We start from the raw sequence: 19,726 nt of genomic DNA, 5'->3' as shown, positions 1-19,726 counted from the left end.
GAGACTGAGTGGAAGAGTAGGACGTCGCTAGGTTAAATATGGATCTTTAGCTCAGTTGGTTAGAGCAACCGGCTCATAACCGGTTGGTCCGGGGTTCGAGTCCCTGAAGGTCCACCATGAAAAAGACAATGCTACAAAAGCATTGTCTTTTTTTATGATAATATTTTTTCTATTTTTTCATTTGAAGTATCTAAAGTATCTAGGTAGTCCTTAGTTTCAGAGATAATAACTGCTCTTAGACCTATTATACCAATTAGGTTAGGTATTGCCATTAAGCCATTAACTATATCTGCTAGTTTCCATATTAAGTCTAATTTTAAGAATGGAATTGCACCAGCAGCTATAATTATTATAAATATTACCTTATAATATTTGATAGCTTTTACACCAAATAAATACTCAGTACATCTTTCACCGTAGTAATTCCACCCAAGAATTGTAGTAAAGGCAAAGAATATAAGTCCTATAGTTACTATAAACTGACCTGCTGCTGGGAAAAGGGGTAGTCCAGTTGTAAAAGCTAAGTTTGTCATATCTGCTCCTGCAGTATTGGAACTCCAAGCACCAGTAACAATAAGTACAAGTCCAGTCATTGTACAAATTATAATAGTATCGATAAAGGTTCCTGTCATAGATGCAAGGCCCTGTCTTACACAGGATTTTGTTTTAGCTGCTGCCGCTGCTATAGGGGCGCTTCCAAGACCGGATTCATTTGAAAACACACCTCTTGATATACCACTTTTAATTGCCATCATAACAGTGGCACCTAAGAATCCACCGGTAGCTGCTGTTGAAGTAAAGGCGCTTTTAATAACTAATAAAATAGCAGTAGGTAGTACTTTAATATTAATAATTAGTACTAAAAGTGAACCTAAAACATAGAATATAGCCATAAAAGGCACAATGAATTCTGCAGTTTTAGATATGCTTTTTATTCCTCCTAAAGTAACCATTGCAACTAGCACAGTAATTACAGCAACTGTAATTATTATAGGTATATTAAAACTTATTTTAACAGCTTGAGATATGGCATTTACTTGAGTAAGGGTACCGATTCCAAAGAAGGCAACACCAATTCCAAATAAGGCAAAGAATTTAGCAAGTATCTTATTATTAAGACCTCTTTCTATATAATACATTGGTCCTCCAGACATTTGTCCATTAGCGTCTACAACTCTATATTTAACAGCAAGAAGTCCTTCTGCATATTTTGTTGCCATACCAAAAAAGGCTGCCAGCCACATCCAAAAGAGTGCTCCTGGTCCTCCAACCTTAATAGCTGTTGCTACACCTACAATGTTTCCAGTACCAACAGTAGCAGAAAGAGCTGTACATAATGCAGCAAAACTAGATACATCACCCTCTGCGCTGTTATCATCCTTAAATACATATTTAAAGGCTAATCTGAGTTTTGTAACTTGAATAAGTTTTAGACTGAAGGTAAGGTATATACCTGTACCTACTAGCAAGATAAGTAGTGGTGGGCCCCAAATAAAGGAGTTCACCTTGTCCAATAGTTCCATGAATTTTTCCATTTGAAAAACCTCCTAAAAATATTAATTTTTAGGACAGTAATAGGATAGGGTTTAGAGTAAAACTGCAGACTGTATATTTAACATATACAATAGAGATAATTGCAGCATCTAATTAAAATGCCCGTCCTCTGTCCTTTTACCTGAGAGTTTCATTGCAAAATGCAATTTGCTCCTTCGGTGCTCATAAGAGTCTCTCCAGAGGCTCGTCCAATAGCGGTCCACACTAATATATTAGTACCTGAAAGATTTACTTCTTCGGTGGATGATAATCTATCATCTCTCTCCCACTATCTTCATCCGAACTATGAAGTTTTGATGTTATTTATACTAACATATTAGCTTGTTGCAATCAACCTTATTTACAAAATGTTTACAACGAAGGTTTTATTAGTAAGAGGAATGAGCTGTTATAATTAAGTATTTGTATTTACAAAGTTTAAGCCAGAGTTTTACTTGGTAAAAGTTAAAACTCTGGCTTTATTATACTCATTATTATAATAGGAGTATATTTTGTTTTTCACATTCTTCTATCATTTCCTGAGGCCATAGAGCAGCTTGAACTTCACCAATATGGGCCTTTTTTAAAAAGAACATACAAATTCTTGATTGACCTATACCACCACCAATTGTATAAGGCAGCATTCCGTTTATAAGCATTGAATGATATTCAAGTTCTCTTCTTTTTTCACAGCCACTGCTTTCTAACTGTCTTATAAGGGCATCTTCATCAACTCTTATACCCATTGAAGATAGCTCAACAGCTCTGTCTAAAACTGGGTACCAGAAAAGTATATCTCCGTTTAGCTCCCAATCATCGTAGTCTGGTGATCTGCCATCATGTTTTTCACCGGATTTTAAGGTTTTACCTATTTGTGAAATGAATACTGCTCCATACTCTTTTGCTATGGCATCTTCTCTTTCCTTTGCAGTAAGTTCTGGATATCTATCTTCAAGTTCCTGGGAGGTTATGAAGGTAATTTTTTCTGGAAGTATGGGCTCTACTGTAGGATATAATTTGTGTATAAATTGCTCTGTATCCTTAAATACTCTATATATAGCTTCTACAGTACTTCTCAAAGTTTCAGTTGTTCTATCTTTTTTATCTATAACTTTTTCCCAATCCCATTGATCTACGTATATAGAGTGGAGGTTATCTAGCTCTTCATCTCTTCTTATGGCATTCATATCTGTATAAAGTCCTTCTTTAGATTGAAAGCCGTATCTTTTAAGTGCAATTCTCTTCCATTTTGCCAGGGACTGAACAATTTCTATATCTGAATCATCTATAGCTTTTGCATCAAAAGCTACTGGTCTTTCTACGCCGTTTAAGTTATCGTTAACACCGGTGGTGCTTTTTACAAATATTGGTGCTGAAACCCTTGTAAGGTTAAGTTCTTCAGCAAGTCTTCTTTCAAAGAAATCCTTAAGCTTTTTTATTCCTCTTTCTGTTTCTAAAACATTGTGTACAGGTTTGTATCCTTCTGGTTTAATTAATGAACAGTGTAGCGTTTCCATAATCAATTCCTCCTATAAATTAATACTAAATTACTATATTTTTAAAAATAAAAAAGCCTTTCCATCCCATAAAAGGGACGAAAGGCAAACTTCCGCGGTACCACCCAAATTAGCTAATTAGCTCACTTTAATCAGTACGGAATAAAATTCGATACTGTCCAGGATTTAACGGTCTGGCTCCGTCTAAGCCTACTTTCAAAGGATTTCGGTTAGAAACTCCGAGATGTTCTTCATATATAGGTATTATATCAGGCTTCCACCGTCCCCGACTCTCTATAAATATTCCTACAACTACTCTTCTCTTCATAGTATTTAAGTTGTTTGAATTTTTTTATTGTTGATCTGTTGAATAAATTATAATTCTATTTTAATAATATGTCAATATTAATTTATTACTTTTTTTATAAAAACATTAAAAATATTTTTAGCATTACATTCTTTTATTGACTGTTTACTATTGATTTTATATTATTATTAACAAAGTGTCATTTTATATACTATAATATTAGTTTTGAAAAAGTGTCATAAAAGGAAAGTTTTAGCTAGTTATGTTGTTTAAATGTATATATTTTTTATCCTTAGCAGAGAGAAAAATGAACAATTTATTGGCTATTTTACTTATAGAATTTTAATAGGCCATATGATAAAATGAATGTACTACTTTGACTTTGTCTTAGAAAGAAGTAATGGCTTGAAAGTTTATAGAGCTATACAAGGGAAAAACAAAAAATTATAACTAATGCGGGGAATAGTATGAAAAGAATTAAAGTAACAGCAGTAATAGTAATAACTATAACTATTCTACTAGGATTTTATATAAGAGAAATATCATTAGAAACTACTAATTCCAATAATGTTAAAAGTAAAGTTGAAGAAGACATTCTTGCTTTTTCTGTTTTGGGAGATATACATGGTAATGTAGGGAAGCTAAGAAGTTCCATAAATGATTTATATAGCATAAATAATAATATGGATGCCATGGTATTAAATGGTGACAATGTAGATGAAGGATTACAGAATCAGTATGATGCAGTGAAAAGTACCTTAAGCAAAAACAGTAAACTACTTCCTAAAACTATAATTAAAAATATTGGCAATCATGATTATTTTAACTATGCTAGAGGTAAAAATGCACCGTCAGATGTTGAAAGTTTTATAAGGATGTATTCGGATTTCTCCAGTGAAAAATCAGTTTATCATGATACATGGATAAAAGGATATCATTTTATATCACTAGGTTCAGAATCAGGAAACACAAAGGAATTGGGAGCTGTAAATGCATATTTATCTGAAAAGCAGCTGGATTGGTTGAAGGAAAGATTAGCTGAAAAACATGAAAAAGGAAAACCTATTTTTGTATTTTTACATCAGCATTTAGCTACAAGTATAAAGGGATGGATTGGAGTAGTGCAGAGAAAAGAGCTTAAGGAAATTTTATCCTCCTATCCTGAGGTTATCTTATTTACATCTCATACCCACGTTTTGCTAGAGGTAGATAACGTAAAATTAAATCAGCCCTTTACTACAGTTCATACAGGAGCAGTAAGTTATGGGATAATGCCAGAAGGGTACACTATAAAGAGACTTTATGGTGAAAGTCAAGGGTTGTATGTAGAGGTGAAGGGAAACAAAACAGTTATAAAAGGCAGAGACTTTTCAAAAAAATCCTGGGTGTTTACAAAAGAAATAGATTTAAGTCCAAAATAATTAAGCATTATTGGTTCCAGAGAAGGTTAACTAGCTTTTCTGGAACCTTTTTATTATATATCTAGCCATGCTTCGCTGAGGAGTTTTATGCCTTCAGTAATAGCGTCGCCCTTCAAGCCTCCAAAGCCAATAATTATTCTAGGATGTACGCAGCTGCTTTTATTATATAGGTAAGTTGAATAAGGATATACCTTAACCCCTAGATCAGCGGCAGAGTCAACTAGCTCCTGCTCCTTCATTCCATTCTTAACTTCAATAAGAAGATGCAGTCCAGCATCCCTTCCAACAACTATTACTCTGTCATCCATATACTGATTTATTGCATTCATAAGTATGCCATGTTTTTTACTGTAGATATTTCTCATTTTTCTTATATGACTTTCCCAATGGCCTCTCTCTATAAACTGTTGAAGTATTTGCTGGTTAAGTCTCGGAACAGATTGCTCATAAAAATAGTAGTCTTGATTGTAAAGTTTTAAAAGCCTTTCTGGAAGAACCATATAGCTTATACATATAGATGGAAGAAGATATTTTGAAAAAGTGCTGAGGTAAATTACATTATCAGAGTTTGATAAACCCTGCAAAGCGGGAATAGGTTTTCCATGATACCTATATTCACCATCATAATCTCCTTCAATTATTAAGCCATTCTCCTCTTCAGCCCATTTAAGCAGCTTTAATCTTTTTCCTATAGGCATAATAATTCCCCAGGGAAATTGCTTTGACGGGGTAATATATACTATTTTAGCACCACTGGACTTTAGCATTTCTATATTTATACCGTCCTTTTCTATAGGAATTCCTACTACTTCGAATCCTAAATTCCTAAAGATTGATTTCATTTCTATACAACCAGGGTCTTCTATGGCAATTTTAAATTTTCTTAGACCTGCTAACTGGCAGATTATGCTTACAAGATGCTGAGCGGTAGAACCAATAACTACTTGTTCTTCTTCGCAGTAAACAGCTCTGCTATGTCGAAGATAAGCAGAAATTTCTTTCCTAAGCTTTACTTCCCCTCTAGTATCGTCATACTTAAATAGATATCCTTTCTCAGGGGTTAAACATTCTGTAGTAAGTTTTTTCCACACAGAAAAGGGGAAATTATCTAAATCTACAGAATTAGGGTCAAAATCATAATCATACTTAAGCTGAAGCTGAAATTCTTTCTTTATTTGAGGAGAAGTTTTTTCGCAACTGAAGTCTTTTTCTAGTTCAGATACATACAAACCACTGCGAGGTCTGCTTTCAATATATCCTTCGTCTACCAATTGCTGATAAGCGCTTTCAATAGTATTTTTACTTATCATTAAGTTTTGTGATAACTGTCGGATAGAGGGAAGACGGGTACCTACAGATATTTTGCCGGATTTTATTTCTTCTCTTATATATCTATATAGTTGACAATACATAGGTAAGTCCGAATCTTTTTTCAATATTGGGTTTAATTCTAACATTACTACCTCCAAAAACATAATTTTAACTTGGTGAATCATAGATAAGGTACTTTTTACTACAAACTGACCCCTTAAATATTAATAGATTTGTCACTTTGAATAATAACAGTTTATGAATATAATTAATTATATCAAAGGCTAAATAGAATATAAAGTAATTTAATAATTGAAAAGAGAGGTTTTAATATGAGTAGTAATTTTAAGGCAACAATTAAACTGCCACAGGCAGTAGCACTGTATATTGGAGCAGTATTAGGGTCAGGTATATTGATAATCCCTGGACTTGCGGCAGAAATTGCAGGACCTGCTTCTCTGATGGCCTGGGCAGGAATGATGATTTTAGTGCTTCCGTTGGCACTTTCCATGGGGTTCTTATCTCAAAAATATCCTAGTGCAGGAGGGGTATCTCACTTTGTAACTAAAGCCTTCGGAGACAGAATGGGGGCAGTTATAGGATGGTTTTTCCTTATGTCTGTTCCAATAGGAGCACCTGTAGCCTCTATAACTGGAGCGGGATATTTCAGTTCAGCTTTTGGATTAGGACAAAGGTGGACTATTATTATTGCTGTAGCAATGCTTATGCTGGCATTAATCATAAACTTTATTGGTATGGATATTGCAGGAAGTATACAGGTAGCTGTTGTAATAAGTATTATATTAGTACTAGTACTAGCAGTAATTGGATCAATACCAAATATAGAACTAAAAAACTTTTCTCCCTTTATGCCAAAGGGAATAGCCAGTGTAGGAAAAGCATCTTCAATTCTCTTCTGGTGTTTTATTGGATGGGAAGCGGTGTCCCATTTGTCCGAGGAGTTTGTCAATCCAGAAAAGGATGTTATAAGAGCTACAATAATTTCTGCGATTATTGTAGGTATTCTCTACTTTATGACTGCTTTAGCTACCGTTGGAACTAATAGCTATGGAGCAGGGTCACAAGCAGCTTTAGTTACTATAATAGGTAGAATATTTGGGCCAGCTGGAAAAGTAGTAATAGGTACTATCAGTCTGCTTATATGTACTGCTACAGTTATTGCCTATGTTGGAGCAGCATCGAGATTAGCATTTTCTCTATCGAAAAATGGAGAAGCACCTAAGTTTTTTGGATATGTCTCAAAAAAATATAATACGCCGCTAGGAGGACTTATTTTCTTAGGGCTATCCTTTATTTTAGTAGTTACACTATACTCTCTAAAAATAGTATCTCTTACAAGTTTAATTCAACTTCCTAATGCCACATTCATACTAACCTATCTAGGTGGTTGTGCAGCAGGAATAGTGCTGCTTAAGGATAACAAAATAAAGTTTACAATAAGCCTTATCTCACTAATAGCAACAGTTGTTATCTTTGTTTTTGCAGGATGGGCAATATTATATCCATTGATAATAAGCGTTGCTGTTATAGCTGGTAAGTTAATAAGCAGGAAAAAGGTTCTTACACAAGAGAATACCATATAACTCATAGGCCGTAACCTAATAAAGCAGCGTTGTTTTATTAGGTTATCTGCTCTTAAGGGGAATTTATCCTAATTACTTTTACCACTGGCTTATACACAGAATATGAGTTATAATTAAAAATGATAAGTACAGATAAGTAATGTAAGTTAAACTACTGAAGAGATAAATTTAACGATAGGAGAAAAGTTTATGAAAGATATATCTTCAATATTAATAAACATTTTAGTTATGGGGTTTATAGTGTATGGATTTGTAACCTTAGGCAGTAAAATAAGTACTTTTGGAATAATAATAAATAGTGTTGCAGCAACAGCTGTAATTTTTAGCACATATACAAATATCAAAAATATAAAAAATAAGAAGTCCGGTAAATAAATAAACAAACTAAAAGAGGTATGGCAGTTTTGCCATATCTCTTTTAAGTTATTCATTTAGCAGCACTACAAGCCTAGTTACAATAATATTAAAGCCATTGTCAGTAACTTGAAGTATAGATTCTATAGCCCCTAAGGTGTCTGAATTGTACAAACCTATTATTCTTTGATTTGTAAGAAGGTAAAATACATCAGCTCCATTTAAGCTTAAAGGGGATAGGGCACCAAGGCTTAATACTCCGCCAACTTCCGGTTTTTTCAAAGTTCCATTTGGATTATAAAGGTTAGATAAATAATCATTATCTCTTATAGCAGTAAGATCTATTAAACCCTTTAGCTTTCCGTCCTCTGAAGTGATTTTAACTTTATAGTAATCCTGATAAACAGCATTATAGGTGCTCATTTCATTGAATTTGTCAACATCGAAAAGAGACTTGGTGATATTGTCCTTAAAGGAGTAAAGATAATTAAAGTAGTATCCACCGCTGCCTCCTGATGCGATAGACAAAAGCACTTGAGGAACTTTGTCCTCTGTAAATTTTCCGATGAATAAGGTTGGAGAATAACCATCATTATTCTCTGGTTTTACTACTATATCCGCAGCCGCTTTTTTATTTTTTATAGTAAGAGTTATGTCTTCAATAAAACCGTTTTCTCCATAAGGTTTTTTACCGGTGAGGGTGAGTGTTTCAAGAACTCCGTCACCATCTACGTCTGCGTATTTAGTTTGTAGTACATATACTTTGTCCGTTTGAAGCTCTTTAGGTATTCTGGTAAACATGAAAATCTCCTATTATTATTGCTATATACTATAGTATTCAAAAATAGGAAAAAGGTAAACAAATTATAGTAAATATGAGGGAAATGGAAATAGGTTAAAATAAGTTATTGTTTATGTTAATATATAAACTGAGATTGTTTGACAATTTTAAAAAATATATGCTGAAGTTAAAGATGAAAGGATAGAGTTATGAAAATAGAAAGAATAAGTAAAAGTACTACTATGTTTACCTTCGATAGTATCGAAAACTACTTAACCAGTGTTTTTTTAATAGAAAAGAAATCAAAAAACTATCTTATAGATACCTTCTGCGGTCCAGGCAGTATGGAAGCAATTATAAATCAATTAAACAGTAAAAAAGAAACAGTAGTAATTAATACTCACTTCCATTGGGATCATATATGGGGAAATTGTAGCTTTAAAGGAAGTAATATAATTGGTCATAGGCTTTGTAGAAAGCTATCAGATGAGTTATGGGAAGAACAAATAAATAAAAATACTAAGTATATTGATGGAAAAGTAGAAAAGCTCTTGCCCAATATAACCTTTGAAGAAAAAATTATCTTTGAAGAAGATGGTATAGAATTATTCTACAGCCCTGGTCACACAGTAGATAGTATCTCCATATTTGACCGGGAAGAGAAAGTACTATATGTAGGAGATAACTTAGAAAGACCTATAGTATATGTAGAAAGTGAGGACGTTTCTACATATGTTAAAACTTTAGAAAACTATTTAAAGTACAATGCTAAAAAAATTGTAGCCAGTCATACTTCAAATTTATCAGAAGAAGATATATTTAGTACCATTAGCTATTTAAAAGATCTAATGGAAGGGAAAAAAGTAGACTTTGAATCAGAATATACAAGGACTGTACATAAACAAAATATGGATATGATATATAAAAATTAATTATTTAGTATAAAAAATCTCAGCACATTCATTTTGGATTATTATATTATACATGGTGAAAATTTTAAAATGTAATAAAGGGTGTTAATATTCTAACTATTCTTGAAAATGAAAAAATTGGTAAGTATAATAAAGGTATAATAAAAAAACTTCGGATGACTATAGCGTGAGATAACATTTGTTAACCGAAGGAGCAATAGTATAGTTCCACGGCTATATTAGAAACTCTCAGGTAAAATTAGCGCTGTAGGACGAAACTCTGGAAAGGCTGTTTGAATACAGAACCGATGGTGCAAGACATAGTTTGTGTCGAGACTCTCAGGTAAAGTTACAGAGGATATGTGGGTTAAATTAAGCTTTAACATTCATATCCTCTTTTTGTCATGGAAAAAAATATTAGGGGGGCATTAAAAATATGGAACAATTGAAAAAAACTCCATTAATTGATTCTTATGAAAAATATGGAGGAAAAATAATAGACTTTGCAGGCTGGGCACTGCCTGTACAATATGAGGGAATAATACAGGAACATGAAGCAGTACGTACAAAGGCAGGATTATTCGATGTTTCCCATATGGGTGAGGTAGAAGTAATTGGGGAAGATGCATTTAGTTTTGTGCAAAATTTAGTAACTAATGATGTAAAGGCTCTTGTAGATAACCAAGTTTTATATACACCTGTTTGTTATCCTGACGGAGGAATTGTAGATGATATATTAGTGTACAGGTTTAATGAAAAACATTTTTTCTTAGTAATAAATGCAGGAAATATTGAAAAGGACTTTCAGTGGATGGTTGAGAACAAAGGCAAATTTAATGTAGAACTTAATAATATATCTCCTTCAGTGGTTCAGCTTGCAATTCAGGGTCCAAAGGCTGAAGAAATACTTCAAAAGCTTGTAGATACAAGTTTACAGGAGATCAAATTCTTTTTCTGTAAGAGGAATGTTTCAATTGAAGGGATAAAATGTTTAGTTTCTAGAACAGGCTATACTGGGGAAGATGGTTTTGAAATTTATACCTCCTCAGAAAAGGCAGTATCCTTATGGGATAAAATATTGGAAACTGGAAAAGAAGATGGATTAAAGCCTGCAGGTTTAGGCTGCAGAGATACCTTAAGATTTGAGGTAAACTTACCGTTATACGGAAATGAGTTATTGGATACAATAACCCCTCTGGAAGCAGGATTAGATTTCTTCGTTAGGCTGGATAAGGAAAACTTTATAGGGAAAGATGCCCTTGTGAAACAAAAAGAAGAAGGTTTAAAGAGAAAAATAGTTGGCTTTGAAATGAAGGATAGAGGTATTCCTAGACATGGCTATGAAGTTTTCGTCGGTGATAAGAAAATAGGTCAAGTTACTACCGGTTATCTGTCACCATCGTTGAAAAAGAATATAGGACTTGCTTTAATCGATTATGATTATTCTAATTTAGGAACCACAATCTTTATAAAGGTCAGAAATAAGCTTAGTGAAGCTGTGGTAGTTAGTAAAAAATTTTATAAAAAGAATTACAATAAATAATTTAAGGGGGATTTAAATATGAAGGTTTTAAAGGAATTACTTTATAGTAAGGATCATGAATGGGTAAAGGTTGAAGGAGATAAGGCTTATATAGGAATCACTGACTATGCACAGGATTCCTTAGGAGATATAGTTTTCGTTGAACTTCCGCAGGTAGGTGCAGAATTATCTAAGGAAGATACTTTTGGAGTTGTTGAATCGGTAAAAGCAGCATCAGATTTGTATACACCAGTAAGCGGAAAAGTGATTCAAATAAATGATAATTTAGTAGATAGTCCAGAAGCAGTAAATGAAGATGCTTTTGGAAATTGGATGATAGTTATTGAACTTAATGATAAGTTAGAGCTTGAGGGATTATTAAATTCAGAAGAATATAAAAAAGTATGTGGTTAGGAGGTGTAAATATGCATCCATATTTACCTTTGACAGTGGAGGATAAAGAATCAATGCTAAAATCCATAGGAATTAACTCAATAGATGATTTATTTGAGGATATTCCAAAGGAAGTTCGTCTAAGTAAAGGATTAAATATTAATCCTTCTATGTCAGAGATTGAAGTAGAAAATTACATGAATAAGTTAGCTAATTTAAATAAAAACTGTGAAGAGCTAGTTTGCTTTTTAGGTGCTGGGGCTTATGACCACTATATACCTTCAATAATTAAACACTTAGTAGGAAGATCTGAGTTTTATACTGCCTATACACCTTATCAAGCAGAGATAAGTCAGGGAACACTGCAGACAATATTTGAATATCAGAGTATGATAGCTAACCTTACAGGAATGGACGCAGCTAATGCGTCTATGTATGATGGAGCAACAGCAGCTGTAGAAGCTGCACAAATGGCTGTGGATACAACAAAAAGAAAGAATATTATTGTGTCTACTGCTGTTCATCCAGAAATAAGGAAGGTATTAAAAACTTACTGTAAATTTAAAAATCAAAAGGTAATAGAAATAGAGGAATTAGGGGGAGCTACTGATATAGAAAAGCTTAAAGCTGAACTTAATAAAGATGCAGCAGCCTTTATAGTCCAAACACCAAATTTCTTTGGAATAATTGAAGAATTGTCAGAAATAGAAAGGGTTGTACATGAAAATAAATCACTGCTAATTGTGTCTTGTGATCCTATTTCTCTAGGAATATTGAAAAATCCAGGAGAATACGGGGTGGATATAGCAGTAGGCGACGGTCAATCTCTCGGCAATAATTTAAACTATGGAGGACCTTATTTGGGGTTCCTTGCTACAACTAAAAAACACCTTAGAAAAATTCCAGGAAGAATTGTAGGGGAAACTACAGACAAGGATGGTAAAAGAGGGTTTGTTTTGACTATGCAGGCAAGGGAGCAGCATATAAGAAGGGAGAAAGCTTCTTCAAATATTTGCTCCAATCAAGCTCTCAATGCTTTAGCTGCATTAATATATTTAACAACCCTAGGTAAGCAGGGGTTAAGAGAAGTGGCAGAGCAATGTATACAGAAATCCCACTATGCTTTTAATGAGATAACAAAGAGCGAAAAATATAAACCAGTATTTAACAAGCCTTTCTTTAAAGAATTTGCAGTTTATACTAATAGTTCTGTGAAATATACTAATGAAGTTCTTTTAGATAATAATATATTAGGTGGATATCAGTTAGATAAAGAATATCCTCTTTATAAAGAAGCTATGCTTCTCTCTGTTACAGAAAAGAGAACTAGGGATCAGATTGATAATCTAGTAACTGCATTGGAGGGGATTAATGATGAAAGATTATAATAAGGTTATTTTTCAAATATCTAAAAAAGGAAGAAAGGCATATACCCTTCCAAGTTGTGATGTACCGGAAGTTTCTATGGAGAGTTTAGTTTCTGAGGAATTATTAAATAAGAAGGAGCTAGAGCTTACTGAAGTTAGTGAAGTAGATGTAATAAGACATTTCACCGCTCTTTCTACTAAAAACTTTGGTGTGGATTCAGGCTTTTATCCACTGGGCTCCTGTACTATGAAATACAATCCTAAGATCAATGAAGATATGGCCGCATTACCTAAGTTTACAAAGCTGCATTCTTATCAGCCTGAAAAAACGGTACAAGGTGCTTTAAAGCTTATGTATGAATTAAGTGAAAAGCTTGGGGAAATAACTGGCTTTGAACAAGTATCCCTTCAGCCAGCAGCAGGAGCCCATGGAGAGTTATCAGGACTTATGGTTATTAAGGCATATCATGAAAAAAGAGGGGATTTCAAAAGAGATAAGATTATAGTACCGGATTCAGCCCATGGCACAAACCCGGCTTCAGCATCAGTAGCAGGCTTTAAGGTTATAGAAGTAAAGTCAGATGCTGAGGGCGCTGTAGATATAGAAAGCCTAAAATCTCTTTTAAATGATGAAATAGCCGGTTTAATGCTAACTAACCCTAGTACCCTAGGACTCTTCGAAAAAAATATCACGGAAATAGCAAAGCTTGTACATGAAGCTGGGGGACTGCTTTATTATGACGGAGCTAATATGAATGCTATTATGGGAAAAACAAGGCCAGGAGATATGGGCTTTGATGTATGCCACTTAAATTTACACAAAACCTTTTCAACTCCACACGGTGGCGGAGGTCCGGGAAGCGGACCAATAGGTGTTAGAGGAGACCTGGCAGAATTCCTTCCTAAGCCTGTAGTGGCAAGGAAAGATGAAGGTTATTATTTGGACTATGACAGACCTTATTCTATAGGAAAGGTAAAAAGCTTCTATGGAAACTTTGGAGTTATGGTTAGGGCCTTTACTTACCTCTTAACTATGGGGGCAGAGGGTCTTAGAAAGGCCAGTGAAACTGCGGTTTTAAACGCTAACTATTTAAGAGTAAAATTAAAGGATTACTATAGGTTAGCTATAGATGATATTTGTAAACATGAATTTGTGTTAGCTGGTTTAAAGGATGAAGAAAATCATATTACTACTTTAGATGTAGCAAAAAGACTCCTTGATTATGGATATCATCCTCCAACAATCTATTTTCCGCTAATAGTCCATGAAGCCCTTATGATAGAGCCTACAGAAACAGAAACGATGGAAACTTTAGATGAATTTGTTAGCGCTATGATTGAAATTGCTAAAGAGGCAAAGAAGGACCCTGATTTGGTTAAATCTGCTCCTAACAATACTATTGTAAAGAGATTAGATGAAGTTAAGGCAGCAAGAACTCCGATTCTTAAGTGGAACTAATTTTATTATTAGCTTAAACAGTGCGTATGCTGTTAACACCTATAAGTCGATGAGATAAAAATAAATCTAAACTCCCTTAAAGATTAAAGCACTATCATTTTTATAATGAATAGTGCTTTATTTAGGTAGAATTTCAATATTAGCTGTAAGTTGAAATAAAGGTTATAAAGTAGTTATTTATAATTTTACAATGTTGGCTTTAATTTGATATTATTATATAAATAGGGTTTGTTATAAGTTTTATTACAGAAGAATATATAGTTGAATTTAACCTAGGGGGAGTTATAATGAGGCTAGTACCAATACAGTACGTTAAAGCGGGGAGTTTTTTAGCAAAAACCATTTATGATGATAAGGGAACCATTTTGCTTAGAGAAGGTGTACAGCTTACCGAAAGTTACATTAGAAGAGTAAAACTTCTCGGAATGTTTGCAATGTACATAAATGATGAGTATAGTGAAAAGGGCGTAGAGGATATAATAAAACCGGAACTCAGGCAGAAGGCTGTTAAAACCATAAAGGAAACCTTTTATAGCTTTGAAAAATTTAATTTGAATGTTGGAAAAAGCAGTGTACAGGATAAAAAACTTATACTAGAAAAACAAAATTATTTTAAGTCTATAAGAGAAATTGGAGTGGAAATTACTGAGGAACTTCTTGCCAGGAAGAGTGTTTTAATTAATATAGTAGATATAAAAAGTATAGACAGTTATACCTATCAGCACAGTGTCAACGTGGCAGTATTATCTCTAGTAATGGGTATTCAGCTGCAATTAGATAGGAAAAAATTATATGAGTTGTGTTTAGGTGCATTGATCCATGATATTGGTAAAGCACTTATACCAGAAGATATATTGAAGAAAAATGGTAAGCTTACAGAGGAAGAAAGTAAAATTGTAAAAGAACATACAGTAAAGGGCTATGATTTTTTAAAAGGTAGTGTAGATGTACCAGCCACTTCTAGGGTTATAGCTCTTCAGCACCATGAAAGAGAAGATGGCAAAGGATATCCAGAGGGAAGAAAGGGCAATGAAATAAATGACTTAGCTAAGATAGTAGCAGTGGCAGATGTCTATGATGCCCTTACATCAGAACGTCCTTATAGAGAGGCAATGAGTCCAAATGACGCTGTAGAATACATAATGGCAAATGGACAAATACAATTTAACTATGATTTAGTTAAGGCTTTTAGTAAATCCATAGTTCCTTATCCAGAGGGAACTGTAGTAAGGCTAAGCAATGGAGAAGTTGCTGTAGTAGAAGAGGTATATCCTAATTATACTTTAAGACCTAAGGTTAAGATTATTGGCGTCAAAAATGAAGAGGTTTACAGAGATCTTAGAAACGAACTAGAAATAGTCATAGTTGGACCTCAATATGTAATTGAGAAGGAGTAAAATAAAAAATCCATCTATCTATTATAATATGTGCTTATCTTGGCGAAAATATATATTAGCTATTAGCTAATATATATTTAGGTGGTGCTTGCATTGAAAGGAAAAGTAATTGACATTAACAATATACTAAATTCATATGAGAAAAAAGGAGAAGGAGATACAGGACATTTTGAAAAAGATGAGTTAAAGGCTATGATAGATGAGTTAGCAAAAAGTATACTGAATTATGGTGCAGAACAGATACTAAAAAAATGGATACCTGTTAAAAAGAGTTTCTCCCTTGAATATCACCTAAATAAGCTTGGAAAAAGTGAATTAACTACTATTGCTGTGAATTTTTGTATAGATAAAGCATCTACTCTAAGGAAAGAAGAATTAAAAAATAAGATATTGGAACTTTATGAAGATAGAGTAAATATGTTTCTAGAAAATATGGATAGAGAGAGATTTGTATATCTATTAGACTTGGTAAATAAGAATGGTTATGGAGAGAACATAGAAAATGAGAATATAGGCCATATCTTTTATTTTAGGGAAAGAGCGCTTTTATTTACAGGAAAAATTAAAAATGAAAATGTTATTATTATGCCAGAGGAATTGCAAAAAATAATTAAGGATAAAAATAATTTAGAGTTAGTTGGTAAATTTGAAAAAAATGAAGAGTTAATAAAGTTATTCTGGGGAATGTGTTATTATTACGGAATTATTGATTTAAAACATTTTAAAGAACTAGTGGTAAAGTATGTAGATTTTGATACTTCAAAGATGAATATGAAAATTATATTAAGAGATGGCGCAGAATACTATGGTGGATTTAACTTCAATGGATACACAGGTAGGGATATCATGGTAGAGGACAGTCAGTATCTGCTAATTGAGCAGATAAGGAGATTTGATTTAGATTTTTACCCTCTTAGAAAGGAAGAATTATTAAATGCAGCAAGAGAGGACTATATAGAGGAAACGGAAGCATATAAAAGGCTCCACAGCTTTTTAACTAGCAATTATAATATTAATAGTAATCAAGCAAAAGACTTAATTTTTTATTTGCAATGTAGTTTTAAAAATGAAAAGGACCTTGACGAAATAGTTGATGGATTCATGGATAACTTTGATGTTTCTGACGTTAAAGAGGCTAGTATACTTATTCATGAAATATACAGATTTGCAAATAATACAAGGCAGAGTATTTTGAAAGGATACACTCCAGAGGAGCTTAATACCACTTTGCCAAAAGAAAAGCTATCATTAAAAGGAGTTAGACCTTGCATCAGCGAAGAATAATTTAAGTTTTTAATCTTATTATCTACACTTACCTTTAGGTAACCTAACTTACAAAAAAGTGCGTACTTGATACTGCCTCAAGGTTAAAATATACTTATATTAGTCCTTAATCAGGATTAATATAAGTGTAGAATTATTGGAGGAGTAGAAATGAAAGTTGTTGCTTTTAATGGTAGCCCTAAAAAAGAGGGAAATACTTATCATGCTATAAAATTGGTGGCTGAGGAACTAGAAAAAGAAGGAATAGAGGTTGAAATTGTTCATGTAGGTAACCAAGTTATAAGAGGCTGTATGGCTTGTAATGGCTGTGCTAGAAACCAAGATGAGAAGTGTGTTATCCAGGGAGACCCTGTAAATGAATGGGTTCAAAAAATGAAGGAAGCAGATGGAATAATACTTGGTTCTCCTGTGCATTATTCAGCAATAGGAGGAACAATGAAGTCATTCCTAGATAGAGCTTTTTATGTAGGAAGTTCAAATAAGGGCTTATTTAGACATAAAGTAGGTGCTGCCGTAGCAGCTGTAAGACGTTCAGGTGGAGTTCCTACATTCGAACAGTTAAATAACTACATTAATTATTCTGAAATGCTTATGCCAACATCAAATTACTGGAACGTTATTCATGGGGGAGCACCAGGAGAGGTTCTTCAAGATGCAGAAGGGGTACAAATAATGAGAACTTTAGGCAAGAATATGGCTTGGCTCCTTAAACTAAGAGAAAGTGGAAAAGACAAAGTAGAAGCACCTGTAGGAGAAAGAAAAGTATTTACAAACTTTATCCGTTAAGCTATATAAATAGAATTAACACACAGGACTCCCTCTTCTTCGAGAGGGAGTCCTGTGTGTTAATGGGGATTTGCAATAATCAAACAAATGCATTATAATATTCTATGTTTATACAAAAATAATTTATAAAACACAGGAGTAAAATAAAAATGAGAGCAAGTTATAAAAATCCAAAAGAATTAGCAAGTAAATTGAGAGATTTAGTTGATACCTATCTTGAAGGTTTAATGGACTATGAAAAGCTAGAAAAGTCAGTTATAGCTATAATAAATGCTAATGGAGACATGGTTTATAAGAATGGATTTATGCCCACAAAGCTAGCGGCTGCATTGGGAGTTGAAAGAGTAGCTATTATAGATAAAATAGCAGAAATAATAGAATAGTTTAAGAGGAATTAACTCTTTTGAAAAAAGTAAAAGCATGAAATCATTTTGATCTCATGCTTTAGTATTTAGTACTGATATAAAAGTAATTTACAACGGTAAATATAAATAAGCTTACAAAACTATAAAGGTTAAACTTACTTAAATAAATTCTACTCTTCCCTTCATTTTCATTGGCATAAATTTTATAGGAAATAACACTAGCTAGTGAAGCAACTAATGTACCCATGCCTCCAATGTTAACTCCTAAAAGCATTTCTCTCCAGTTATCGGTAAAGCCTGATAATAGTATAGAGCAAGGTACATTACTTACTACCTGACTCAATAGTATAGAGGAAAAATAAACTCTTCCTGATTCTTGTAAAAAGCTTTTCATGTGATATTGTATAAACTCTACATTGGAAACGTTTCCGATAAAGATAAAAAAACATACAAAGGTGGCTAATAAAAAATAATCAACGGACTTTAAAAGATGCCTGTCCATAAATAATATAATCAGCATTATGACTAAAAAAGTATACTTATAATTTACAAGTCCAAAGACTGAAAATATTATAAAAATAAATAGAAATATATATACTTTAACTTTTTTTCTATTCTTTACTGTAACAGTATGTAATGAAAGTTGAAGCTCTTCATTAGAAACTCTTTTATTTAAAAAATAAAGCCAAAGGATACCTAGTAATACAAAAGGAATAGTTACAGAAAAAAATTGAATTCCATTTAAGTTATAATGAGTAAACAAAAATAAGTTTTGCGGATTTCCCATTGGCGTTAAGCTGCTGCCAATATTAGCAGCTAAAGTCTGTAGTATAATTGTTTTCATAGAATCTATTTTTACCTTTTTGAAGGTAAGAATAGCCAGAGGCACAAAGGTAATAAGGGCAACATCGTTAGTCACTAACATAGAAGAGAAAAATGTTATTACTATAAATACTAGAGAAATTCTTCTAGTATCCTTACACTTCTTAAGTATTTCCAAAGCAAGTTTATCCATAACTTTTAATTCTTCAAAGGCAGCAACTATAATCATCAGGTTAAAAAGCAATACCAGAACCTTAAGATCTACGTAAGATATCTTAGGCTGAAGGAAAAGGGAGGATAGAACTGCTAGTACAAGAGATATAAAAAATACCTTTTCTTTTTTAAACCTTTCTACAAACAATTGTAGGCGGTTAGATTGATTAGTAAAAGTCTCCATGATAAGTATCATCTCCATTATTCTAAATGTATAAATGTAAAATGTCCTTAACCATTATACAAAAAGAAGAAAGCATTTACAATTAATAAAGCTTTGGTTGTCATTACAATATAAATAGATTTACTGATTTTCATTCAAGTTTACTAAGTATATACCTACTAAGATATGCTGACATATATATGCTATGGAACTTAAAAGGGTTTATTGTTATACTAT

At 33.0% G+C, this 19,726-nt stretch carries 17 protein-coding genes, 1 tRNA gene, 2 riboswitches and 1 other annotated feature; of the genes, 13 read left to right on the top strand and 5 right to left on the bottom strand.

The window, feature by feature from the left end; translation table 11 throughout:
- Positions 1–40: 40 nt before the first annotated feature.
- Positions 41–117, top strand: a tRNA-Ile gene (locus P8V03_RS14410).
- A 35-nt stretch (positions 118–152) separates the two neighbouring features.
- Here the strand turns inward: P8V03_RS14410 and P8V03_RS14405 are convergent.
- A complete protein-coding gene (locus P8V03_RS14405; protein WP_428978982.1) occupies positions 153–1,535 on the bottom strand; it encodes an alanine/glycine:cation symporter family protein in 1,383 nt (460 codons plus the stop codon).
- Between the two features lie 118 nt (positions 1,536–1,653).
- Positions 1,654–1,744: riboswitch (glycine riboswitch) on the bottom strand.
- A 283-nt stretch (positions 1,745–2,027) separates the two neighbouring features.
- Positions 2,028–3,050, bottom strand: coding sequence for an aspartate--ammonia ligase (asnA, locus tag P8V03_RS14400; RefSeq protein ID WP_318798700.1), 1,023 nt, complete (start codon positions 3,048–3,050; stop codon positions 2,028–2,030).
- A gap of 70 nt (positions 3,051–3,120) precedes the next feature.
- Positions 3,121–3,366: a binding site (T-box leader), on the bottom strand.
- Positions 3,367–3,803: 437 nt separating this feature from the next.
- Here asnA and P8V03_RS14395 point away from each other — a divergent pair.
- Positions 3,804–4,757 carry a metallophosphoesterase family protein gene (locus P8V03_RS14395; protein WP_318798699.1) on the top strand — a complete coding sequence of 318 codons (954 nt, stop codon included), beginning with the start codon at positions 3,804–3,806 and terminating at the stop codon, positions 4,755–4,757.
- A 53-nt stretch (positions 4,758–4,810) separates the two neighbouring features.
- Here P8V03_RS14395 and pdxR read toward each other — a convergent pair whose 3' ends face one another.
- A complete protein-coding gene (gene pdxR, locus P8V03_RS14390; RefSeq protein ID WP_318798698.1) occupies positions 4,811–6,214 on the bottom strand; it encodes a MocR-like pyridoxine biosynthesis transcription factor PdxR in 1,404 nt (467 codons plus the stop codon).
- A 186-nt stretch (positions 6,215–6,400) separates the two neighbouring features.
- On the opposite strand from pdxR, the gene P8V03_RS14385 reads away from it, so the two are divergent.
- The gene (locus P8V03_RS14385; protein ID WP_318798697.1) at positions 6,401–7,672 is read left to right on the top strand and encodes an amino acid permease; all 1,272 of its coding nucleotides are present in this window, start codon (positions 6,401–6,403) and stop codon (positions 7,670–7,672) included.
- A 189-nt stretch (positions 7,673–7,861) separates the two neighbouring features.
- Complete coding sequence (locus tag P8V03_RS14380) at positions 7,862–8,047, top strand: hypothetical protein (protein ID WP_318798696.1); 186 nt, start codon at positions 7,862–7,864, stop codon at positions 8,045–8,047.
- Positions 8,048–8,095: 48 nt separating this feature from the next.
- Here P8V03_RS14380 and P8V03_RS14375 read toward each other — a convergent pair whose 3' ends face one another.
- Entirely contained in the window at positions 8,096–8,827 is a 732-nt protein-coding gene (locus tag P8V03_RS14375; RefSeq protein WP_318798695.1) for a hypothetical protein, read from the bottom strand.
- A gap of 189 nt (positions 8,828–9,016) precedes the next feature.
- Between P8V03_RS14375 and P8V03_RS14370 the strand changes: the two genes are divergently transcribed.
- The 9 genes from P8V03_RS14370 to P8V03_RS14330 all read left to right on the top strand — a co-directional run bounded on the left by P8V03_RS14370 (position 9,017) and on the right by P8V03_RS14330 (position 18,309).
- Positions 9,017–9,739: an MBL fold metallo-hydrolase gene (locus P8V03_RS14370; protein ID WP_261673556.1), complete on the top strand. Its 723-nt coding sequence runs from the start codon at positions 9,017–9,019 to the stop codon at positions 9,737–9,739.
- Between the two features lie 249 nt (positions 9,740–9,988).
- Positions 9,989–10,083: riboswitch (glycine riboswitch) on the top strand.
- A gap of 71 nt (positions 10,084–10,154) precedes the next feature.
- The gene (gcvT, locus tag P8V03_RS14365) at positions 10,155–11,261 is read left to right on the top strand and encodes a glycine cleavage system aminomethyltransferase GcvT (RefSeq protein WP_318798694.1); all 1,107 of its coding nucleotides are present in this window, start codon (positions 10,155–10,157) and stop codon (positions 11,259–11,261) included.
- Between the two features lie 18 nt (positions 11,262–11,279).
- Entirely contained in the window at positions 11,280–11,654 is a 375-nt protein-coding gene (gene gcvH / locus P8V03_RS14360; RefSeq protein ID WP_318798693.1) for a glycine cleavage system protein GcvH, read from the top strand.
- 11 nt (positions 11,655–11,665) lie between these two features.
- Complete coding sequence (gene gcvPA / locus P8V03_RS14355) at positions 11,666–13,021, top strand: aminomethyl-transferring glycine dehydrogenase subunit GcvPA (RefSeq protein WP_318798692.1); 1,356 nt, start codon at positions 11,666–11,668, stop codon at positions 13,019–13,021.
- Complete coding sequence (gene gcvPB, locus P8V03_RS14350) at positions 13,008–14,459, top strand: aminomethyl-transferring glycine dehydrogenase subunit GcvPB (protein WP_318798701.1); 1,452 nt, start codon at positions 13,008–13,010, stop codon at positions 14,457–14,459. The genes gcvPA and gcvPB overlap by 14 nt, the downstream gene beginning before the upstream one ends.
- A gap of 287 nt (positions 14,460–14,746) precedes the next feature.
- Positions 14,747–15,856, top strand: a complete 1,110-nt coding sequence (locus tag P8V03_RS14345) for an HD-GYP domain-containing protein (protein ID WP_318798691.1) — start codon at positions 14,747–14,749, stop codon at positions 15,854–15,856.
- A 93-nt stretch (positions 15,857–15,949) separates the two neighbouring features.
- Positions 15,950–17,140: a hypothetical protein gene (locus tag P8V03_RS14340; protein ID WP_318798690.1), complete on the top strand. Its 1,191-nt coding sequence runs from the start codon at positions 15,950–15,952 to the stop codon at positions 17,138–17,140.
- Positions 17,141–17,290: 150 nt separating this feature from the next.
- On the top strand, positions 17,291–17,926 hold the full coding sequence (locus P8V03_RS14335) for a flavodoxin family protein (protein ID WP_261671859.1): 636 nt from the start codon (positions 17,291–17,293) through the stop codon (positions 17,924–17,926).
- Positions 17,927–18,075: 149 nt separating this feature from the next.
- On the top strand, positions 18,076–18,309 hold the full coding sequence (locus P8V03_RS14330) for a TIGR04540 family protein (RefSeq protein ID WP_318798689.1): 234 nt from the start codon (positions 18,076–18,078) through the stop codon (positions 18,307–18,309).
- Between the two features lie 61 nt (positions 18,310–18,370).
- On the opposite strand, the gene P8V03_RS14325 is transcribed toward P8V03_RS14330, so the two are convergent.
- Positions 18,371–19,510, bottom strand: coding sequence for an SLC13 family permease (locus P8V03_RS14325; RefSeq protein ID WP_318798688.1), 1,140 nt, complete (start codon positions 19,508–19,510; stop codon positions 18,371–18,373).
- Positions 19,511–19,726: the final 216 nt, after the last annotated feature.

The sequence above is a fragment of the Clostridium tanneri genome, assembly GCF_033659955.1.
Taxonomy (GTDB): Bacteria; Bacillota; Clostridia; order Clostridiales; family Clostridiaceae; genus Clostridium_AM; species Clostridium_AM tanneri.
This window is presented reverse-complemented; position numbering and strand designations above follow the sequence as displayed.